A 21199-nucleotide genomic window follows, 5' to 3' on the forward strand; every position below is an offset into this window, starting at 1 on the left:
GCAATTAATGACAATTTACGGAGGCTGATGACATGAACCAATTCAAGGATTGGAAAACCAACATGGACCGCTTCTTCGGCCATGAATTCTGGGATGATTTCGACGGGATGATGAAGCCCCCCATTCCAGCTGTCAACATCTATCAATATGACCAGGAGCTCTTATGCTATGTGAATATTCCCGGAATGGATAAACCAAAGAACATCGACGTGCTTGTCGATCATACGACACTAACCTTAAAAGGGAAAATTTCGTTCAACAAGCGCGGCGGCAAGCAGGTCAAATCCGAAATTCCGGATGGCATGTTTGAAAGGACGATCGATCTCCCGTTCCCTGTTCGTCATGATAAAATCGACGCGACTTATCAGCACGGGCTGCTGATTATCAAGCTGCAACGTTATATCACAGATGCCACCAACCAGCGCCCTATCCAGATCCGCCACCTGGAAGAAAAGGAATAAAAGGAGAGAAGAGTATGCGGCAGCTCTCCGGATCTCCCCCTATATACTTGTCCGTATCGGGAAGGAACGAAAACCGTCTCACGGGAGCCCGCCATCACCTTTCAAAAGAAACCGCCAGCCTGCGGCTGACGGTTTCCCTCATCCTTTCTGCCTTACGCAAGGAAGATGAAGTACAAAATAAAGATAACGAACAAGAAGTACATGATCGGATGAATCTCTTTTGTTCTCCCTTTTAGAAGCATCGTAATCGGATAGAAGATAAACCCGATTGCAATCCCCGTCGCAATACTGTACGTCAACGGCATCGCTACGATTGTGAAGAAGGCCGGAACAGCAACTTCGAACTCGTCCCAATCGATGCTCTTCAAAGCAGAAGCCATCAATACACCGACGATGATCAAGGCAGGAGCCGTCACTTCAGCAGTCACGATGGACAAGAGAGGCGAGAAGAACAATGCAAGAATAAAGCACAAAGCCGTCACAACAGAAGTGAATCCGGTACGCCCGCCGGCCCCGACACCTGCAGTCGATTCGATGTAAGAAGTCGTCGTAGACGTTCCTACAATAGCACCTGCTACAGTCGCTGTAGAATCAGCAAATAGAGCTCTATCCGCTCTTGGGAGCTTGTTATCCTTCATAAATCCAGCCTGGGTCGCCACTGCTACGAGCGTTCCAGCTGTATCAAAGAAGTCAACGAACAAGAAAGTCAAAATGACGACAAGCATCTCCATCGTGAAGATATCTCCGAAATGCTCCAATGCTGCCCCAAACGTCGGCGCAACCGAAGGTGCAGAACCGACGATATCGCTCAACCCGGAAGGCGGTGCAATCAGTCCGGAAACCATACCCGCTACAGCTGTCAGCACCATACCGTAGAAAATACCGCCCTTCATCCCCAACGCCATCAAGATGACGCTGATGACAATTCCGAAGACAGCAAGCAGTACAGGGCCTGAAGTAAGATCCCCCATTTGAACAAGAGTCGCATCACTGTTCACGACAATTCCTGCATTCTGAAAGCCGATAAAAGCGATGTAGAGGCCGATTCCGGCACCTACAGCGAGCTTAAGGTTTCCAGGAATGGCATCGATGATTAATTGGCGTAGTCCTGTAAGAGTTAAAACGATAAAAATAAGTCCGGAAGCCAATACACCGGCAAGTGCCGTTTCCCAAGGAATTCCATAGCCAAGAACAACCGTATAGGCGAAGAAGGCGTTCAAGCCCATACCCGGAGCGAGAGCAATCGGATATTTCGCGAATACCCCCATGATTAATGTTCCGATAGCAGCTGCGATCGCAGTAGCTGTAAAGATAGCCCCTTTATCCATCCGCGTAACACCTTCAGGAAGCTGATCGATTCCATCCAACGCAAGCGTCGATGGATTGACGAACAAAATATATGCCATAGCCAGGAAGGTCGTTAGTCCTGCTATGATTTCACGACGATAGGTCGTGCCGTTCTCCTTGAATTTAAAATAATTGCGCACGTTCTTTTTCCTCCCTTTTCTTTCCCTGATCCTTCTTGAAATGCCCGGCATTCCAAGAACATGGTTGAACAAATAAAAAAGACACCCCGGGAGATTCCCGAGAGTGTCTACGAAAACGAAGGAGATGGACGAGGGCCCTGAAGTAAATTCACATAACCACAACATCCATCCACCAACGTAGTCAGACCAATTTACGGCGGTCTGGTAGAAACTCATGGGCCCTATCCCCAAAATTATACGACGGTGATACTTTATTATTTGATTCTATCTTACTAGGTCAGAAGAAGAGAGTCAAGCCTATTTCCGAACATTACACTTAATAAAATTAAAATCGTTCGCTTATTCCCATTCAATGGTTGCCGGCGGCTTGCTCGTTACATCATACACAACGCGGTTAATATGATCGACTTCGTTGACGATACGCGTGGAGATCCTCTCCAGCACATCCCATGGGATACGCGCCCAATCAGATGTCATACCGTCAATGGATGTTACGGCACGAATGCCGATCGTGTGATCATACGTCCGTTCATCTCCCATGACACCGACGGACTTGATGTTAGGAAGAACTGTGAAGTACTGCCAAATGTCGCGGTCAAGCCCTGCCTTCTTGATTTCGTCACGAAGAACAGCGTCCGACTCGCGAACGATTTCCAGCTTCTCTTCCGTCACTTCACCGAGGACACGGATGGCAAGGCCGGGACCAGGGAACGGCTGGCGCCAAACGATATGTTCCGGCACACCAAGTTCAAGCCCGAGCGCACGGACTTCGTCTTTAAACAACGTATTCAAAGGCTCAATTAATTCAAATTCCATATCTTCAGGCAGACCCCCAACATTGTGGTGGGATTTAATCGTCTGCGCTGTTTCCGTACCACTTTCGATAATGTCCGTATAAAGTGTTCCTTGAGCAAGGAAATCGATGTCTTTCAGCTTGGCTGCTTCATCATCGAAGACATAGATGAACTCGTTACCAATGATCTTACGTTTCTTTTCCGGGTCGGAAACGCCTGCCAACTTACTCATGAAACGTTCTTTAGCATCAATTTTGATAATGTTCATTTGGAATCCTTCTCCAAGGAAACGCATGACATCATCCGCTTCGTTTTTTCTAAGAAGACCGTGGTCAACGAAGATACAGGTTAATTGGTCTCCGATCGCGCGGTGAATCAAAGCGGCGACGACAGAAGAATCGACTCCTCCGCTTAATGCACAGAGCACTTTACGATCTCCTACCTGCTCACGGATTTTCTCCACTTCCATCTCAATGACGTGTTCCATCGTCCAGTCATCCGTCGCTTCACAAACGTCGAAAACGAAGCTGCGCAGAATATCGTTTCCATATTCAGAGTGACGCACTTCCGGGTGGAACTGGACGCCGTACATACGTGCATCATCATTGCTGATCGCTGCTACAGGACAGGAAGGACTTGTCGCGTCGACGCGGAAACCTTCCGGCGCTTCAATTACCTTATCACTGTGACTCATCCAAACGGTCTGCTCTTTAGGAGTTTTACGGAAGATGACCGGGCTCTCTTTAACAGTGATATCCGCTTTGCCGTATTCCCGTTCTTTCGCACGCTCTACTTTGCCGCCGAAGTGGTGCGTCATCAGCTGCATGCCGTAGCAGATTCCCAGTACTGGAATGCCTAATTCAAAGATCTGCTCATCGCAACGGAAGCTGTTTTCCCCGTATACACTGTTCGGTCCACCGGACAGGATGATCCCGCTGGGATTCAATTCCTTGATTTCTTCAATAGTCATTTTATGAGAATGAAGTTCACTGTACACTCCGAATTCACGGATTCTCCGGGTGATCAACTGGTTGTATTGACTTCCGAAGTCAAGCACTAGAATCATGCCTTTCACTTGTTCCATACTCTTCCACTCCTTATTTATGTTCGACTGCCTTCTTTCCTGCCGGCAATAAAAAAATGGATTCCCGCCTCGTCTAATATAAACGAAGGCAGAAATCCATCCCATGCCGAGACATGTCACGTGATTTCCACCTTCATAGTCAGGAAATTTACGGTATCCCGGTAGAGACTCTCGAGCCATATTCTCGAGGATATACGAAGGAAGAACGCATCTAATTGCCATTCATTCTATCAACCGCAACAAAAGTAATCAAGACAATGTCCTTTTAATTAAATTTTCCCATAATTCAGTGACTTCCGGCCAGCGCTTCATAGAGTCCCCTCCTCCATAGAGGAGACGTTCATAATGATTCGTCAGTCGGCGCATCTCGTTCGACTGATAACGCCGGTCCACCTCTTCCGCGTATTCCCGGAGGGTTTGATCCTGTTTGCGCTTCAGACCCTTATGGTGCAGCGCTTTTAACAGAAACGCATAGGCCTTCTCAAACGTATCTTCCTTATTCGTCTGACGAAGCCTGCGGATATAGAAAAAGGCAAGCAAACGATATCTCATCAAGAAAACGAGGACAGCGGCCAGAATCACAAGGACAAACAGTATGATCCAACCCCACATTCCGTTCTGCTCGGAAGATGTACCTTCCAGCGCAGCAGAATCCGAGCTGTTCTCTTCCTCTTCCATCTCCTGAGGATTGCCGGCTCCTTCTTCAGGAGTCGTCTCCTGCTCACGAGCATCGCTTTCTTCCGTCTCCGTATCCTGCTCGATATCTGTATAAAAATCGGCGTTATTGGAAAACCCTTGCGTCGGTTCGAATGGAACCCACCCAATTTCAGGGAAATAAACCTCCACCCAGGAATGGGCATTGGCACTTGTCACTTCATAAACGTTCTGGACTTCGTTTTCTGCGAAAGGATTCTCCTCCGCACCGAGACGCTCCCCACCAGTGAACCCTTTCACCCAACGGGCAGGAATCCCTTCCGACCTCAGCAGCACCACCATCGAAGTGGAGTAGTTATCACAATACCCTACTTGTGATTCAAACAGGAATTGATCGACATAGTCCTGATTATCTCTCGGAACGGCAACATCCGTCGTCGAATATTCGAACCCGTTTGCTGCAAAGTAGGACTCTACCGCTTTGGCACGATCATACCTGTTGTCTTCCCCTTCGACAATTTGGGAGGCAAGATTCCTGACTCTGTTCGGAAGATTATCCGGAAGCTGCAGGTAATGGTCCTGAATCTCTTCCGGATCTTCCCCGTCTGCTTCCCGCAGCTGGTTGTATTCAAAGGAAGGATAGTCATAATTGAGCACATACGTATTCATCTTCGCTTCCGACCCGTTGTAAATCGTATCCATTTCCCCGGTATTTTCATGGACTGCAAGGTTATATTGCTCCGGATACTCTACAAGTCCGGTAATTCCGTATGGATAGACGAGCTTACGGAAAGGAGCATCCTCCGTCATTTGCACGAGAGCACTCTGTTCTTCGGATTCCACGGCGTTCGTGAACGTTTCAAAAGGAATCGAGGATGGGTTTACCGTGTCCACAGGCTCAGCGAGTGTATCTTCCCAGCCTTTTCCTGTGTAAGTATCCTTCGATTCGATTCGCCAATAACGATCTCCGTCCACCGTAGCACGGAACATCGGTGTATCATCCTGGACGAAGGAACCACCAAGCGAGCTGTCATCTTCCCCGTACCCTACTTTCCGGACCGTTCCACTGCCACCCTCACCGCCTGTCGCACTCTGCAGGTATGGAAGTGGATCGGGCCACTGAGGGGAAAGTTTCGGAGCTGCGTATCCTATTGCGGAAGACAGGAGGATAATTCCGATCAGGGGAAGGATCCAGACATTCGCACGCCTGAAATCCTTGAAAGGAATCTCTTCCCTGTCCATCTCTCTGGAGAAACTCGAGACACCGAGTGCCGCCATTCCAAGAATGAAGGTTCGTATGATAGCCCAATCAGCTTCATACGTTGTAAACGTATCGGTTACGGTTATAAACACTAAGGTAAGAACAACGAAAAAGAACATACGTCTTGCAATAACGAACCAGTAATACAATAAGTAACTCATTAACCACAGAAGAATAAGGAACAACAAGCTGCGAAACAGCGGCGTCATCTGCCACCATTCCTGGGAAAGCATCATCTCAAAATTGAAAACGGTTTGATCATAGAGGACCAAAAACCACTCCGGCGAGAAAATTCGTTCCGCTATATACATCCCGTCGAGAATAAAGGCAAGTCCCAATCCTTTCAGCGGGACTGAAATCCACCAAGGCACCTGCAGAAAAGAGAGGAAGAAGCAGAATCCCGCATAGAGGAAGAAGATCCTCGTATCATTCGTTTCCGAAATTTCTTCCAACGGCCGCAACCACTCACAAAACAGTAAAAAACCAATTACATATAAAGCCAGCCGATAGTAGAACGTCTGCCGGTCCTGCATCATGTACTCACCTCAAATCCAGGCTTCACAAGCTGCTCTTCCGTCAGCAGTTCCACCGTCACACCTTCTCTTTTCAACTGCTTTAACGTCTGGTGCTCCTGAAGTCCGATTCGATTGTATGGATGTACGTAGTAAAAGAGGAGGCGCTTGCTCTTCTTAGCCAGTTTGACAAGAGCTACCTGCAGATCTTTATCCAGATGATGGCTGATAATCATCATCATAATTCCAGCCGGCACCTGTTTCTGTCCCCGCTCCAGTTGTTCAGCAAAAGAAGCACTCTCCATCGGACGGACTTTCGCCAAATGTGCCTGTATCTGGCTGTGATGGGAATGGTCCTGGTGAAACGGAAAGTACTTCCTCTCTCCCCCGAGAGTCATAAAAGCGAGGGGAGCGGCTTTTTTGTGGAAGGTATTCAACAGAGATGCTGTAAACTCTACAGCTCCTTCAAAGCTCAGCTCGTTCATTCCTTCTTCCCGGACCGTATTCAGAATGAGCACCATGTCGACGCTCTTCTCCTGTTCAAATTCTTTTGTCATCATTTCATTTTTTCTGGCTGTCGTCTTCCAATCGACCCAGGCAAATCTGTCTCCGGGCATGTATTCCCTTACTCCTGTTACCATGTTCGTATGCTTCTCATTCAATTTGAAAGAGGGACTTGCTCCTTGTTCAAAGCTGTACACGCGCTCCTTCATTTTGACCGGACGAATAAAAGGAAAGACCAAAAGAGCGCTCGCTTCCCTGTACACGTGTTCTTTTGTGACGAAACCAAAGAAGTCCCCGGTTTTAATCCGGACGGCTTTCCATTGATGCTCGCCCCGGGGAAGCTTGTCTAATTCATATCGATAGCTGATTTTCCTTCTAAACCAGGGAAAAACGACACGCTTTACCTTTCTGTCTTCCAGAAGTGCCTCGTCCCGCTCCAAATCTTTGAACTTATCAAGATGCTGATCCATTCGTTTCAAAGATTCCGGCAGGTATTCCTCGATGACGCAGTAATAGATCGGATAAGCAAACCGACGCGTCATCGTCACTTCTACTTCCACCGTTTCTCCTCCCATCGCCGTTCGTTTGGACAGGCGGCGGTCGATCTTCCAGTTGTTAATCGGATAAAGCAGGACGCCCAGCATATAAAGAAGAAAAGGAAGAAAGGCATAGAAGAGAAACCAGCTGACAAAGCCGCCTTGAAACATTGCATAGGAAAACAGGACACCAAAGAGCAGGAGGACGATCGCGAGTTTTACAGTGAAGGACACCGTTTGTCTCATTCACCTACGTTCCTGTTCACTGGAATGGATGTAGCCGTCAACAGCTGATCAATGATCGACTCGGCGCTCGCTCCTTCGAATTGTGCTTCGGAAGTAAGGATCATCCGATGGGAAAGGACATACGGAGCCAGGTACTGTATATCGTCCGGAATGACATAATCCCGGTCATGGATGAATGCATAGGCCTTCGCCGCCCGCATAAGGGCGATCGAACCACGCGGACTTACCCCGAGATACACCCCTTCATGGCTTCTCGTCCCTGTCACCAAATCTACGATATATCGGTTGACTGTCCGATCGACATAAACACGGTCGACATCTTCCTGAAGCATAACGAGCTCCTCGCGGTTGAGTACAGAAGTAATCTCCTCGATCGGATGTCCTTCCGATGTCCTTGCCAGCATTTCCATCTCCTGTTTGGCAGATGGATACCCCATTTTCATCTTGAGCAGGAAGCGGTCAAGCTGTGCTTCCGGCAGCGGATAGGTCCCTTCATATTCGATCGGGTTCTGTGTTGCCATGACAAAAAACGGATCGCTGAGCGGCACCGTATTGCCATCCACCGTAATACTCGTTTCTTCCATACCTTCCAATAAGGCGGACTGTGTCTTCGGGGATGTCCGGTTGATTTCATCTGCCAGGACGATATTACCGAGAATCGGACCGGGACGGAATTCGAACTCTAATGTTTTCGGATTATAAATGGATACACCCGTCACATCGCTCGGCAGAAGATCCGGAGTGAACTGGATCCTTTTGAACTGGCAGTCGAGCGACTTCGCCAACGTCTTTACAAGCATCGTTTTCCCTACACCGGGAACGTCCTCCAGAAGCACATGGCCTCTGGCAAGCAGAGCTACAACACTCAACAGTGCCGCCTCTTCTTTCCCAATCATGACCCGTCTCATATTTTTAAGTACTTCCGATATTTTCGGTTGATACAGAAATGTCTGCTGCGTCATTCGGTGTACCCCTTTCAAACGAACTATTTTTCTGAATTATCACGCTTATCTTTAACTATACTATATTGATTCTTAATGGACAAAAGATGCGAACATCTGGATATTATCGACAAAAAGGTCGCCCCAGCCGTCCTATGCTTCATTGGTAAAATTTATTAAATCTATTAACATTATTTACCCAATATGGTATCTTTGATTCAAGCCATCGCAAATAGAAATAAAAAAGTACGCCGCAGAAATAAGAGACGAAGGTTATAGACATATAAATAAGGTGGCAAAACAGCCCCGGCCAAAATGGCCGGGGCTGTCTGTATAGTCAGGACGATCCTGGGTCCTTCTGTTCGATATGACGGTTGATATCCTCCCAATCCGGGTGATCAGCGATGACTTTAAGGACATCTTCCATTGAAAACCCCGGGTTGCTTGGGTAAAGGTGTTCGATAATTCTTTTCACAAGCTCGAAATCTTCGCTTGTATCCACCGTCCACCGATGAGAACTGGCATTCCGCTTATATGTCACGTGGAAACTCGAGTACCGTTCAGAATGGCGGATGATGAACGGCGTGACATGTTCCCGTTCCGCCGGCTGCACCGCTTCCTTGTATGCTTCCTCCAGCGCTTGGAAAGAGAACACGCTTGTATCCATCCCCCGCGGATAAGTCCGCACCTCCGTGTTCGAACCATACTGAAACGCAGGTGCGCGGCGGACGTAAGCAGCGACGACATCGTCTATCACGTTGGGGTCGATCAGCGGGCAGTCCGCTGTCAGCCTGACGACAGCGTCTGCATCGAAAGCCGCTGCCGTTTCATAGTATCTCTCCAGCACATCATCCTCCGACCCTCTGTAACAAGCCACTCCGACAGATCGGCACAGCTCGACGATCGGGTCATCCCTGACATGCTCGGTCGTAGCGATGACCAGTTGATCGATCAGCTTCGAACGCTGCATCCGCTCGATTTGATAGACAAGCATTGGTTTTCCCAGAATCGGCTTTAATACTTTACCGGGCAGACGAGTCGATCCCATCCGCGCCTGCACGATGGCGACGACTTTCACGTGACTCCTCCCTTCATCCAATCCACTTCCAGGACATCGGTGTCCCTTTTACCAGATCGGCATTGATTTTCTTCCCGAGCAGCACTTCCATATATTTCACCGGCATGCCGAATCCTGGGCGGATAGCCCGGAGATTCGACTCTGTCAACACATCACCGGCTTTCATATCTTCTGTAATATAGAGAGAGCGCCGGTATTTGCCCGATCCTTTTTCGCTGTCTGTCGGTCCGTAACGAACAGATCCGAGCGCTTCCCATGCCCGTTCCGTTTCCGTGACGAGTGCTTTCATCTCCTCCGGTTCCAGGGAGAATTGAGAATCCACGCCTCCGTCCTTACGATTTAAGGTGAAATGCTTTTCGATGACGGACGCACCTAAAGCGACACTTGCAACCGCCGCCCCTGTACCGAGGGTGTGGTCCGATAGACCGACTTGACAACGGAACACTTCTTTCATATTAGGTATGGTTCGGATATTGGAATTCTCCGGAGTTGCCGGGTAGCTGCTGGTGCACTTCAGAAGCACTAAATCCCGACAGCCGGCTCCCCGCGCAGCAGCCGTCATTTCTGCTATTTCGGCGACTGTCGCAAGCCCCGTCGATATGATGACCGGTTTCCCTGTGGCAGCGACCTTCTCGATCAATGGCAGATCCGTATTTTCAAAGGATGCAATCTTATACATAGAGACATGAAGCGATTCGAGGAAATCGACCGATGAGGCGTCGAACGGGGTACTGAACCCAATGATACCTCGTTCTCTGCAGCGCTCGAATATCTTTTCATGCCACTCCCACGGTGTATAAGCTTCCTTATAAAGATCATACAGGCGCTTGCCCTTCCACAAACTGTCCTGCTGGTTAATTTCAAAGTCTGCCCCTTTATGATCCAGTGTCATCGTATCTGCCGTGTATGTCTGGATTTTCAATGCATCAGCACCGCTGTCCGCCGCGCGATCAACGATTTCAAGGGCACGCGTCAGCGATTGATTGTGGTTCCCGGACATTTCTGCGATGATGAACGGCCGATGGGCTTCACCGATATACCGATCGCCCACTTTCATCTCCATTCCTTCCCCTCCCAATCTTCCTTGAATAGTGCCAGAAGTATCACGTCAAGAAACACTCCCCCTCTGTTCCAATGGCTGCAAAGTCTTCCTTCCTGCACGAAACCAAGCTTCTCATGATAACGAACGCTGCCTGTATTCGAAGACAGAACCTCTGCACATACTTTTTGGACAGGTTCCTGCTTGAAAATGTAATCAAGGGCAAGCTTCCCCATCTCTGTCCCTGCTCCTTTAGGCGCGGCCGGGTCTCCGATATAGAAACCCCAAAGACACCGCTTATGCACACGATCGATATCGGAAAATCGAACAAATCCAAGCGGACGTTTGCCGGAGACGAAGATCTTCGCATGAGCCTGGGTATTTTTCTGCTCTTTCTTCATCCATTCGAGATGACTATCCCACTCAATGGGTTGATTGTTATACATATGTCGGCGGATTTCCTCTCTGTTCCGCCACGTCCAAATCTGCCTCCAGTCCTTCTCTTCCACATCTCTAAGCGTGTACTCAGTCATCAGGAGACCTTCCTGTCAAAAAGTCTGCAACGGCATGCGGTCGATGCTTCTCCATTAAAGCCCCCGCCGCTCTTGACAGATTCACGAGAAGGGACGGATCGTTCTTCAACAGGGCAAGCTGTTCATAGATTTGATCGGTCGTCACCTGCTCACTCCTCCCTAAGTATAAAACCGCTCCCCTCTCTTTAAGGGCCGATAGTACACCCGTCTGATTATCAGCAGCTTCGATGACAACAGTCGGGAGTTTCATATAACACCGCTCCCACACAGAACTCCCACCTGCACCGAAAGCTACATCTGCCTGCTGCATCAGCCGAGCCATCCGTTTCGTCTGGACGTGCAGGGACATTTTCTCCTGTTGGCAGAATTTGCGGAGCTCCTGTTTATAAGGATAAGCGCCTCCTACCACGACATCGACTTTCGGTGTTTCCGCAAGCCGCTTCAACGCCTGCACAACTTTCCAAGTATCGTTATTCGGATCACTGCCACCGAAGGAAACAAGCACTCGATCAAGACGCCCCAAGCGTTCTTTACGCTTCTTGTCATAATGGTAGAATTCTTCACGAAGCAAGGCATACGCAGGACCGAAAAGGCAGGTGGCGCCTTGTGGAAGGAGATTGGCATACCCCGCTTCCCCAGCCTTGTGCAAATTCTGATCGAGCAGCACACCACACCTATGAGGCCTGTCAGCCAAATCATCGATGACCATCACCCCGCCGACACGGGCAGACAAGACTTCCTCCCACCGGGCATCCAGCAGATAATGATCGACAACGAGCCAATCCACCGTTCCTATATTATCCAAAACCTGCACGCATCTAGCCGCGTCCTCCTCCCAGGACACCGGGTCTGCACCTGTGATCATATGAACATCCATACCGGCTTCCATCAGCCAATCCACAAGGTCCCCGGGACGTTTTCTGCACATAAAAAAAACATCCACCCCCTGCTTCTTTAACTGTTCGGCGAGCGTGGCACAACGCATCACATGCCCGGTCCCCAAGGAACGGGACGCATCAGCCCGGAAACCGACCCTCATGGTTTCCCTGCTTTCCCGCTGAAGTGACCGGCGACTTTTCGGACGGCTGTAATGACATCCTTCACGTCCGCCTCTGACATTCCAGGAAATAGAGGCAGAGTGAGAATGTGTTCGTACAGTTCCTCCGCAACAGGGCACTGGTTCGGCCCATATCCAAGTCGTTGGTAATGAGGTTGAAGATGGACAGGCATGTAGTGGACATTCACTCCGATATTTTCCGCCCGCAGGGATTCGAACACTTCCGTCCTCAACGGAGCAAGCTTCCCACTTAAACGAAGAACATATAAATGCCAGCTTGATTTCGTATCTTTCAGCTGGCATGGGATTTCGACTCCTTCCAAGTTGCGGAAAGCCTCGTCATATTTCGCCGCATACGCCCTTCGCAAAGTAAGGAAGCGTTCTAATTTATTCAGCTGACTGCTTCCTAAAGCTGCCTGGATATCCGTCATGCGGTAGTGATAGCCGAGGAACTGCATTTCATATTCCCAGGACTTCCGATTTTGTTCGAGCTGATGTGTGTCACGAGTGATGCCATGGGTCCGGAACAACTTCAATTTCTCATAGAAAACCGGGTTATCCGTCGTGATCACACCACCTTCTCCCGTCGTAATATGTTTGACAGGATGGAAGCTGAACATCGTCATATCACTGAACGAACCGACTTTCTTCCCTTCGTATTCCGCACCGAGGGCATGGGCACCATCCTCGATGATCACCAGCCCGTTCTCGTCGGCGATTCTTCGAAGCTCTTTATAGTCTGCCGGCTGTCCCGTAAAGTCGACAGGTATGATGGCTTTCGTTTTCTCCGTCACCAGCTTTTCCACGGATACTGGATCGATATTGTAATGAATCGGATCGACGTCCGCAAATACAGGTGTCCCACCGCTGTAAAGGACACAGTTGGCACTTGCGACAAAAGTGATCGGCGTCGTGATCACCTCCGCCCCCTCTGTCACACCGGCAGCGAAGCATGCAGCGTGCAGGGCAGCCGTTCCGCTTGAGAAAGTAACGGCATACGAAGAGCCGACATATTCCGAGAGTTCCTTTTCGAAGCGCTCGATGGTCGGCCCAGTCGTTAAATAATCACTTTTCAAGACGTTCACGACAGCGTCGATATCGTCATCATCAATAAACTGCCTGCCGTAGGCAAGCATCGAATCACGGACAGGCTTCCCCCCTACTATCGCTAACTTTCCCAATGGACCGTTCCCCTTTAAATGAGTTTAGTCGTCTTGATCCACTCTTCCGTACGACGGATGCCTTCCTCTAATGTAACGGCAGGCTCCCAATCCAGAAGTCTCTTCGCCTTCCTGTAATCACAGAGAAGTTTCGGAATCTCGCTTTGTGGATGGATATGCTCGATATGTTCAATACGCGATTCATCTTCTACGATCAATGCGGCCAGATCATTAACGGAAATGTCCCTTCCTAAACCGGCATTGACAATTTCGCCGTCCACTTCACTCTGGTACCCCGCCTCCACGACGAAACCGGCACAGTCTTCTACATACAATAAATCGCGTGTCTGACGTCCATCTCCATAAATTTGCAGCGGCAGACCATGGAGTTTGTTCTTAATGAAGATGGCCACTACGCCGCCTTCTCCTCCCGTCTTCTGAAAAGGCCCATACGTGTTGAACGGCCGGACGACTGTTACAGGGAGATCGTAAGCGTAATAATACGACAACACCATATTTTCCGCTGCAATTTTAGCGCCTGCGTACGGGGATGCCGGCTTGATCGGATCGCTTTCAGCAATCCCTTTGTCGTCCACAGCCCTGTCATAAACCATACAGGTACTCATGAATACCATTTTCACGTTACGTTTACGGCATTCTTCAAGCAGATAGAATGTACCGATAGTATCGTTATGGAACGTCGTCACCGGATCATCGATGCTATCCTGGACATTGATGCTTGCAGCCAGATGATAACAAAGGTCGATCCCCGGATAAAACAAGGCTTGCACGGTTGCTTCGTCTTTGATATCGCCATGGATGAACGCTCGAAAGTTCTTATGGGACAATAATTCTTCCATATTCTCAATACGTCCATTTGATAAATCATCCAGCACCCATACTTGGTGCCCGTCTTCCAGCAGTTTTCGGACGACCCATCTGCCGATGAAACCGGCGCCGCCTGTCACAAGAATGTTCAAAATGCACACCCCTCCCTTATATTGTCCATACATATTTCTAAGAAAAGGGCTTTATTCATAGAAAGAAGCATCTTAATTAGTCATATGATGAATGAGACCAGCCAGCCGCTTGCCGGCAGGGTGTTTTTGATTATAAGAACGGTCAAGAAACGCTTTCTCTTTGTTACGAACATATACTTTCATATCGTTCGTATGAAAGTAGGACGTGACGAGATCCGCCAGCCGCACCGGGTTGCTTTGGACTAATTTCCCAAGAATCGTATAGTATCCCGAATAGCCGGGAAATGGTTCATTCAGAATGAATACCGGTTTCTTTGCAAGCATCGCTTCCAATCCGACCGTCGAGGAGTAGGACACAACAGCATCGGATAAATGAAGGAGGTCATAAAGTTGAAGACCTTGCGCGGAGAATATATAGGGGTTGGATTTGACGAGACGCTGGGACTTGGAACTCGGATAGTCCTTCACGATGATATTCACTTTACTCTTCCCGTGCAGACGATCGAGGAACTTCCGCCAGCTTTTCACCTGGGAACCGCCGCGTACGATAACAAGTACCGTCTTCTTCTTCGGATCCAGCCCCAGCTGACGGACCAGCTTCGCTTTGGAGCTTTTTGCCGGCTTATGAATCAAATCGAAGCGAGGATGACCGATAATGGCAACGCCCTTCGGTTTCACCCCTTTCGATATATACCAATCCACTTCGAATCTGCCGTAAACAGCATCCACATCTGCAATTTTCGGAAGGTATCCGAATTCACCGGAAACGATGCCGTGCTGCATACAAATGGTCGGCACTCCATGTTTGGCAGCGACCATAACGAACGTTCTGCTTTCCGGATAGTGCGTAGAAGGAACGACGATGGCGGATACAGATAAAGAGCGGAACAGCTGAGTCGCTTCTTCCACACGTAAAATGATTTTACTGATTTGAATCCAAAGTACTTTTCTAAAATTGGCATCTTGATATATTGGATGGTTTGGAAATTTCTTCAGCAATTTCGTTGCATGCAGTTTCGCCTGACTGATCGCAGATGTCCGGGGATGCTTCTGGTACGCATCGAAATATTGAACCGGTGGCGAAGCACTCTTCACCGTCTTCGAAGGTGCTTTCTTCTTCATCCGCGCACCTTTTTTCATGGCGCTCTTCTGTTTCAACTTCTCTTCTTTTAATTTGCTTGCCTTCTCTTTTACTATAAGCGTTCGATGCTTTTGGAAATATTTCGTGTACGTTTCATTCGGAATTCTCATCAAGTTGTACACGTCATGAAAGATGATCTTGCCATTCGGTTTCTTATTCACAGGTACTTGATGACTCGCTTTAAAGTGGTTGAAAACTGCCTGCACCTGCGTAGAGTCTGTCACTCTATTACGCAGCACTTTCCTGAATGTTGCTTTCTCAAGAGCCGCCAGCACTTTAGCATTCTTGCCGATGAGACTCCGGAAGTGACAAAGATGGGCAATGGTGTACCCTTTATATTGAAGACTTTGAAAATCTTCCAAAAAATCTAGATAAGCAGACCAATAATTGCTTTCAAATATATTCATACGAACCTCCTCTCTTTCCTGTTTACAGTAATCCCTCTTCTTTTAATAAGCGATATAATTCCTCTATGGTAATGGGAGGAAGACCGGAGGAGCTGTACGTACCCGGCTTCGCCTTCCTGGCGCTGCGATATGCTTGTTCTTTCTTGATCGGGTGCGGGATGACATACATCCCCGGGAGCTCCCATGCCGTCACCGACTCTTCCTCTGTCATCAGCTCTTCATACATTTTCTCGCCCGGACGAAGTCCGATTTCCTCAATTTGAATGTCTGTAGTCTTCCATTGATACTTCCGACACATTTCCTTAATAACGAGCGTGTAGAGATCTTCCAGGGCAATGATCGGCATCTTGAGCACAAACACTTCGCCGCCCTTCGCTTCCTTCAACGCCTGTATCGTCAAATTTGTCGCTTGATCGAGCGTCATCATAAACCGGGTCATCCGCCGATCCGTCACCGTAATTTTCTTCTTATCGACTACTTGTTTCTTAAACAGCGGAATGACGGATCCTCTGGAACCCATGACATTCCCGAAGCGTACACTGGCAAAAACCGTACGGCTGCTCCCTTTGCTGTATTCCGCCGATGTGATCAGACGTTCTGCGGTCAGCTTGGTCGCCCCATACGTATTCGTCGGGGAAATCGCCTTATCTGTACTTGTAAATACGACTTTCTCTACATCCTTTGCCAGTGCTGCCTTAATGACATTATGAGTCCCTTCCACATTCGTAAGCACCGCTTCATATGGATTGTATTCACAGGCAGGAACATGCTTCATCGCTGCCAGGTGAAACACATAATCGACATCATGCATAGCGGTATGAACTCGGTCATAATTTCTTACATCCCCGATAAGAAACCGGAGATTCTGCCTTGGACCCAGTTCATTATGCAGCTCATGCTGTTTATGTTCATCACGGCTGAATACCCGGATGACAGCAGGAGACTCCTGCAGCAACTGCCGCACGATACTGGAACCAATTGTTCCGGTACCTCCAATGATTAAAATCTTCTTTCCTTTAAAAAACATTCCATCCCTTCTTCCTTCCATCAAATCAAACTAGTGAATCATTCGGGAAATAAGGCATACTTTTATATCTCTTGACTACTATATATATTCCAAAGGAAGGACTCGGTGAAAATAATAGATTGCAGCCTACCAAAGAATTAGAAAAAGCGCTCAACCCTTGAGGTTCAACGCTTTCAACTTCAGGATGGTGACAGAAGAAAGAGGCGGTCGGCAAGCATCTGTGTCTTTCCAGGAATCGGATCACCTTCCTGAAAACTGATTTTGTAAAGAAACGCATCCAGCTCACGCTTCGTCAATGAAGGAAAAACATGCCGTATTTTCTCTCGGTTATCCGGCACGAAGCGAAGACGGCGTATATTAGGCACTGCAGCCTTGGGAGGAGATATACGCTTTATGATATCGAGCACATACGGCCAGGATACATCCCCTTTCGTCAGCCCGTAATACCGGGAAAAGATTCGTTCTGCTTCTTTCGAAGGAGGTGGTTTCTCATCCAGACACTTCTGCAGCTCTTTGATCGTTGCTGTACGCGTACTGATATCATTCGGGAAGTCAACATCGAATGGGGAAGAAAAAGGAACATATGCCAGCACCAATTTGTCGAGCAGGAAAGCCTCTATTCCCGTCGTACATCCATTATGAATAACAGCCTCCGCTCCGAGCAGCCAATGAATCACATTACCATCACTGATGACTCGCACGTTGGGCAGATGGTTGAAAAGCCGCTCATATGTCGTGCTGTTCTCTCCAGGGTGAGGTCGGACAATAACCGTTCGGTCGCTGCATTCTTTGCTCATCTGCCTGACCAAGGAAACAAAGGCATGAAATAAGTCCTTCATATAGGCAGTCTCCGCCGAGAGATCTCCTTCTTTTATTCCTTTATTTCCGTTATATAAGGGGAATCTAGTGTTTATTAATAGATAGTTTCCGTGTGTCTTCTTCAGCAAATCAGCCTCTTCCTGATAAATACCCCGATATCCCGGACTAAGAAGATCGAAGCGGGGATTGCCCGTGATGGTGCAGGGAACAGAAAGATTCGGATAAGCCCGTTCAATGGTATGTTTTTGATACGGACCCCAACAGCAGATATAATCAAGGTTTTTCAACTGCCCGGCACTCATCCGCTGCCTTATATACCTGGAAGCATCAGAGAAAATCAAACCTTCTTCATCCAGTTCCATAACACCGTGACCATTGGCCTTTGCAGAAGTCAACACTTTCTTCCGGTAACCCGGAGTACATCCTTTTGCAAGAAAAACGCCCGGCGGAAGCTGCATGGACGCTTCTTCCACTTTTCTATGTTCACCGATCAGCACGGAGTACCCTTCCTTCAAGGCATGATAGCCTAATAGAAGCTTGGCGTGCAGTTCCCGGGCTTTCATTTCTACAGGCAGATACAACCAATGTGTGCGTACCACATGCCTTCCCTCCCCGACCGTTTACTCCAACCGTATGAGATTGGGAATAAAAATATCCCTGATGCGGGATGCATCAGGGATATCTTCTTATTCCTGTTCTTTTTCCAATACCTTGGTACTGCGGACCGTATCGATCGGTCGGACATAATTTTCTATTTCTTCCCGCTTCGGCTCCAGCTTCGGTGGCAGAGAAAGCTTCTCGCCAAGCGTTTCATACGGCTCGTCCCCCATGAACCCAGGACCGTCCGTCGCGAATTCAAACAGAATCTGTGGTGCAACATTAGCGTACAGCGATCCGAAGTAATGGCGGTCCACAAATCCGGAGGTGCGGAATCCGAACTTCGGCAGACGGTCGATCCATTCCTGCAGCGCCTCTCTGTCCTCGACACGAAAAGCGGCATGGTGAACCGTACCGAAGCCTTGTCTCGCCGGAGGGAGAATCGTATTGTACTCAACGATCACGGCAGCACCGTTCCCACCCTCTCCCACTTCAAACAAGTGGAACGCTCCTTCTTGATCGACTTCGCGGAACAGCAGTACCTTCTCCAGCATTTCTTTGAAATAGGTAACATTATCTACCCGCACGTGCAGAGGGCCAAGGCCGCGGATGGCATATTCCAGTGGAATCGGTCCTTTCTTCCAAGGCTGCCCCGGAGCGACGCCGTTATCCTTCTCGTCGGACACAAGCTCATACGACTGATCATCGAAATCTACGAACGGGAGCACCCTGCGCCCGAATCTCTCTTTAATGCCGCTGTGTTTCACATCCAGACGATCGAATCGTTTCACCCAGTATTCCAGCGCCTCATCATCAGGCACACGGAAGGAAGTCCTCGCTATTTCATTCGTTCCATGTGTTCCTTTCGGTATGCCCGGAAAGTCAAAGAAGGTCATATCCGTTCCGGGATTCCCTTCATCGTCGGCAAAGAACAAATGATACGTCTCAATATCGTCCTGGTTCACCGTTTTCTTCACAAGACGCATACCAAGTACGTACGTGAAGAACTCATAATTCTTTTCTGCACTACTCGTGATCGCAGTTACGTGGTGAATCCCTTTTAATTCGTTCATTTCATTCCCTCCTGTATAGTAAAACGCCCTTATTTATCTCAGTTTCAAGATAAATATATTACATGTGGCCTCTCTTGTCAATCAAACGTCTTTCATACCCTGATTTACCGTAACATATCTTTTTATACAGATATGCTGAATACATGGTTGACAAGGACTGGTTCATCCTGTAAGTTTAAATCCTGACAAAGTTGATAAGGATTAAAGGTTTTAAAAAGTAAAAGGAGGTCAAAAATATGGATACATTTTTTCTTCTATTGAATATTGCCATTTTATTAGGTTTTATTTTCGTACTTATCCGTATGCAGCAAAAACACGTATCGTTCAGTAAACGCGTGTTTACAGGTTTAGGATTAGGAGTACTGCTCGGCGTGTATCTGCAGCTCGTCTTCGGAGCTGATTCCAACGTCGTTTCCCAAACATCTGATTGGTATAACATCGCAGGGCGCGGGTATGTCCGCCTCTTAATGATGATCGTCATCCCACTCGTTATGGTTTCGATCATCCAATCGATCATTAACTTGGAAAAATCTTCGGAACTCGGCAAGATTTCCTTGTGGATCATCGGGATCCTTGTAGGTACGACAGCAGTCGCAGCACTCGTCGGTATCGGAAGCTCTCTACTCTTCGGTCTGGATGCAGGCGAAATCGAAGCCGGTCAAGCCGAACAGGATCGCGGTCTTTACTTAGAAGACACGCTAACAGAAGTTGCTGACTTGAGCACGCCGCAGAAAATTTTGGAATTCCTTCCTGCGAACCCGTTCCTTGATATGACGGGAGACCGTGCAACATCTACGATTGCAGTGGTTATCTTCTCTGCTATCGTCGGGATCGCCGTCCTCGGCGTCCGTCGGAAACAGCCGGAACAGGCAGCAATCTTTATTAAAGGGATCAACGCTGTCTACGCAGTGGTCATGCGTATCGTTACCCTCGTCCTTCGTCTGACGCCGATTGGTATTCTCGGTCTTATGGCAACGACCGTTGCACAGACGGACGTCGCCGGAATATTGGAATTAGGTAAATTCGTGTTAGCTTCTTACGTTGCATTAGGTGTCATGTTTGTTATCCACCTGATCTTGATCGGAGCATTCGGATTAAATCCGATGACCTATTTGAAGAAAGTCATCCCTGTACTCGGGTTCGCCTTTACTTCCCGCTCCAGTGCCGGAACGATTCCGCTTAACATCTCTGCCCAGAAGAACAGCCTCGGTGTAGATGAAGGAGTCGCCAATATGTCTGCTTCCTTCGGTGCCACGATCGGCCAGAACGGCTGTGCAGGGATTTATCCGGCCATGCTCGCTGTCATGATCGCACCGAGCGTCGGTATCGATCCACTCAGCCCCGGATTCCTGATCCAGCTGGTACTGATTGTCGCCATTAGCTCCTTCGGTGTCGCAGGTGTCGGCGGCGGGGCAACATTTGCAGCCTTGATTGTCCTTTCTTCCATGAACCTGCCGGTCGCGCTTGCCGGACTATTGATTTCCGTGGAGCCGCTGATCGACATGGGACGTACAGCACTTAACGTCAATGGATCCATGACGTCAGGGACCCTTACTTCCCGCGTATTGAAAAAACTGAACACCGAACGGTTTAACGATAAGAACGCCGTTGAAAAAGATATTGCAGTCTAACACCAAAGAAGCACGGTCCCCTATAAGGAACCGTGCTTCTTTTCTATTTACACAATAACACTCAAAAATAAAACCGCCGTGCATACAAGCCCTGCGGGTCTCTAGTTGTCTACAAACTTAAGCGTTTAAGAATCTATATGGAATTCAATACGACCTTTTCTTCCTCAAGTGTAAACT

17 protein-coding genes and 2 riboswitches are annotated in these 21199 nt (G+C 48.4%); of the genes, 2 read left to right on the forward strand and 15 right to left on the reverse strand.

What is annotated here, in order from left to right; all coding sequences use genetic code 11:
- Positions 1 to 32 precede the first annotated feature (32 nt).
- On the forward strand, positions 33 to 461 hold the full coding sequence (locus tag AXG56_RS16570; RefSeq protein WP_008633570.1) for an Hsp20/alpha crystallin family protein: 429 nt from the start codon (positions 33 to 35) through the stop codon (positions 459 to 461).
- A gap of 152 nt (positions 462 to 613) precedes the next feature.
- On the opposite strand, the gene AXG56_RS16575 is transcribed toward AXG56_RS16570, so the two are convergent.
- From AXG56_RS16575 to AXG56_RS16645, 15 genes are all read right to left on the reverse strand, one after another.
- Positions 614 to 1948 carry an NCS2 family permease gene (locus AXG56_RS16575; protein WP_026578750.1) on the reverse strand — a complete coding sequence of 445 codons (1335 nt, stop codon included), beginning with the start codon at positions 1946 to 1948 and terminating at the stop codon, positions 614 to 616.
- Positions 1949 to 2106: 158 nt separating this feature from the next.
- A riboswitch (purine riboswitch) is annotated at positions 2107 to 2209 on the reverse strand.
- Positions 2210 to 2287: 78 nt separating this feature from the next.
- Entirely contained in the window at positions 2288 to 3826 is a 1539-nt protein-coding gene (gene guaA / locus AXG56_RS16580) for a glutamine-hydrolyzing GMP synthase (protein ID WP_008633576.1), read from the reverse strand.
- 116 nt (positions 3827 to 3942) lie between these two features.
- Positions 3943 to 4044: riboswitch (purine riboswitch) on the reverse strand.
- 31 nt (positions 4045 to 4075) lie between these two features.
- Positions 4076 to 6274: a transglutaminaseTgpA domain-containing protein gene (locus tag AXG56_RS16585; RefSeq protein ID WP_062515539.1), complete on the reverse strand. Its 2199-nt coding sequence runs from the start codon at positions 6272 to 6274 to the stop codon at positions 4076 to 4078.
- Positions 6274 to 7539, reverse strand: a complete 1266-nt coding sequence (locus AXG56_RS16590) for a DUF58 domain-containing protein (RefSeq protein WP_026578751.1) — start codon at positions 7537 to 7539, stop codon at positions 6274 to 6276. Before AXG56_RS16590 ends, AXG56_RS16585 begins: the two co-directional genes overlap by 1 nt.
- Positions 7536 to 8501: a MoxR family ATPase gene (locus AXG56_RS16595; protein ID WP_008633584.1), complete on the reverse strand. Its 966-nt coding sequence runs from the start codon at positions 8499 to 8501 to the stop codon at positions 7536 to 7538. The genes AXG56_RS16590 and AXG56_RS16595 overlap by 4 nt, the downstream gene beginning before the upstream one ends.
- A 316-nt stretch (positions 8502 to 8817) precedes the next feature.
- Positions 8818 to 9558 carry a cytidylyltransferase domain-containing protein gene (locus AXG56_RS16600; RefSeq protein WP_026578752.1) on the reverse strand — a complete coding sequence of 247 codons (741 nt, stop codon included), beginning with the start codon at positions 9556 to 9558 and terminating at the stop codon, positions 8818 to 8820.
- Positions 9559 to 9571: 13 nt separating this feature from the next.
- Positions 9572 to 10621 (reverse strand): pseudaminic acid synthase, encoded by a 1050-nt coding sequence (gene pseI, locus AXG56_RS16605; protein WP_062515541.1) that lies wholly within the window; start codon positions 10619 to 10621, stop codon positions 9572 to 9574.
- On the reverse strand, positions 10612 to 11130 hold the full coding sequence (gene pseH, locus AXG56_RS16610) for a UDP-4-amino-4,6-dideoxy-N-acetyl-beta-L-altrosamine N-acetyltransferase (protein WP_008633591.1): 519 nt from the start codon (positions 11128 to 11130) through the stop codon (positions 10612 to 10614). The genes pseI and pseH overlap by 10 nt, the downstream gene beginning before the upstream one ends.
- Positions 11123 to 12169 carry a UDP-2,4-diacetamido-2,4,6-trideoxy-beta-L-altropyranose hydrolase gene (pseG, locus tag AXG56_RS16615; protein ID WP_062515543.1) on the reverse strand — a complete coding sequence of 349 codons (1047 nt, stop codon included), beginning with the start codon at positions 12167 to 12169 and terminating at the stop codon, positions 11123 to 11125. Before pseG ends, pseH begins: the two co-directional genes overlap by 8 nt.
- A complete protein-coding gene (gene pseC, locus AXG56_RS16620; protein ID WP_153017449.1) occupies positions 12166 to 13323 on the reverse strand; it encodes a UDP-4-amino-4,6-dideoxy-N-acetyl-beta-L-altrosamine transaminase in 1158 nt (385 codons plus the stop codon). The genes pseG and pseC overlap by 4 nt, the downstream gene beginning before the upstream one ends.
- Positions 13324 to 13382: 59 nt before the next feature.
- The gene (locus tag AXG56_RS16625; protein ID WP_008633594.1) at positions 13383 to 14327 is read right to left on the reverse strand and encodes a dTDP-glucose 4,6-dehydratase; all 945 of its coding nucleotides are present in this window, start codon (positions 14325 to 14327) and stop codon (positions 13383 to 13385) included.
- 72 nt (positions 14328 to 14399) lie between these two features.
- On the reverse strand, positions 14400 to 15875 hold the full coding sequence (locus AXG56_RS16630) for a spore coat polysaccharide biosynthesis protein (protein ID WP_008633595.1): 1476 nt from the start codon (positions 15873 to 15875) through the stop codon (positions 14400 to 14402).
- A 22-nt stretch (positions 15876 to 15897) separates the two neighbouring features.
- The gene (locus AXG56_RS16635) at positions 15898 to 16902 is read right to left on the reverse strand and encodes a UDP-N-acetylglucosamine 4,6-dehydratase family protein (protein WP_008633596.1); all 1005 of its coding nucleotides are present in this window, start codon (positions 16900 to 16902) and stop codon (positions 15898 to 15900) included.
- A 179-nt stretch (positions 16903 to 17081) separates the two neighbouring features.
- Positions 17082 to 18320 carry a surface carbohydrate biosynthesis protein gene (locus AXG56_RS16640; protein ID WP_062515548.1) on the reverse strand — a complete coding sequence of 413 codons (1239 nt, stop codon included), beginning with the start codon at positions 18318 to 18320 and terminating at the stop codon, positions 17082 to 17084.
- Positions 18321 to 18407: 87 nt separating this feature from the next.
- A complete protein-coding gene (locus AXG56_RS16645) occupies positions 18408 to 19391 on the reverse strand; it encodes a ring-cleaving dioxygenase (protein ID WP_062515550.1) in 984 nt (327 codons plus the stop codon).
- A gap of 236 nt (positions 19392 to 19627) precedes the next feature.
- Between AXG56_RS16645 and AXG56_RS16650 the strand changes: the two genes are divergently transcribed.
- Complete coding sequence (locus tag AXG56_RS16650; protein ID WP_026578758.1) at positions 19628 to 21022, forward strand: L-cystine transporter; 1395 nt, start codon at positions 19628 to 19630, stop codon at positions 21020 to 21022.
- Positions 21023 to 21199: the final 177 nt, after the last annotated feature.

It is taken from the genome of Halobacillus sp. KGW1 (assembly GCF_001592845.1).
Lineage (GTDB): Bacteria > Bacillota > Bacilli > Bacillales > Halobacillaceae > Halobacillus.

Excerpts from the sequence above, each read along its gene's own strand:
- AXG56_RS16595 (WP_008633584.1), bottom strand. The coding sequence starts at position 8,501 with ATGACGCAGCAGACATTTCTGTATCAACCGAAAATATCGGAAGTACTT.
- pseH (WP_008633591.1), bottom strand. The coding sequence starts at position 11,130 with ATGACTGAGTACACGCTTAGAGATGTGGAAGAGAAGGACTGGAGGCAG.
- AXG56_RS16630 (WP_008633595.1), bottom strand. The coding sequence starts at position 15,875 with ATGAATATATTTGAAAGCAATTATTGGTCTGCTTATCTAGATTTTTTG.
- pseC (WP_153017449.1), bottom strand. The coding sequence starts at position 13,323 with ATGCTTGCCTACGGCAGGCAGTTTATTGATGATGACGATATCGACGCT.
- AXG56_RS16570 (WP_008633570.1), top strand. The coding sequence starts at position 33 with ATGAACCAATTCAAGGATTGGAAAACCAACATGGACCGCTTCTTCGGC.
- AXG56_RS16650 (WP_026578758.1), top strand. The coding sequence starts at position 19,628 with ATGGATACATTTTTTCTTCTATTGAATATTGCCATTTTATTAGGTTTT.
- AXG56_RS16590 (WP_026578751.1), bottom strand. The coding sequence starts at position 7,539 with ATGAGACAAACGGTGTCCTTCACTGTAAAACTCGCGATCGTCCTCCTG.
- guaA (WP_008633576.1), bottom strand. The coding sequence starts at position 3,826 with ATGGAACAAGTGAAAGGCATGATTCTAGTGCTTGACTTCGGAAGTCAA.
- AXG56_RS16585 (WP_062515539.1), bottom strand. The coding sequence starts at position 6,274 with ATGCAGGACCGGCAGACGTTCTACTATCGGCTGGCTTTATATGTAATT.
- AXG56_RS16645 (WP_062515550.1), bottom strand. The coding sequence starts at position 19,391 with ATGAACGAATTAAAAGGGATTCACCACGTAACTGCGATCACGAGTAGT.
- pseI (WP_062515541.1), bottom strand. The coding sequence starts at position 10,621 with ATGGAGATGAAAGTGGGCGATCGGTATATCGGTGAAGCCCATCGGCCG.
- AXG56_RS16635 (WP_008633596.1), bottom strand. The coding sequence starts at position 16,902 with ATGTTTTTTAAAGGAAAGAAGATTTTAATCATTGGAGGTACCGGAACA.
- pseG (WP_062515543.1), bottom strand. The coding sequence starts at position 12,169 with ATGAGGGTCGGTTTCCGGGCTGATGCGTCCCGTTCCTTGGGGACCGGG.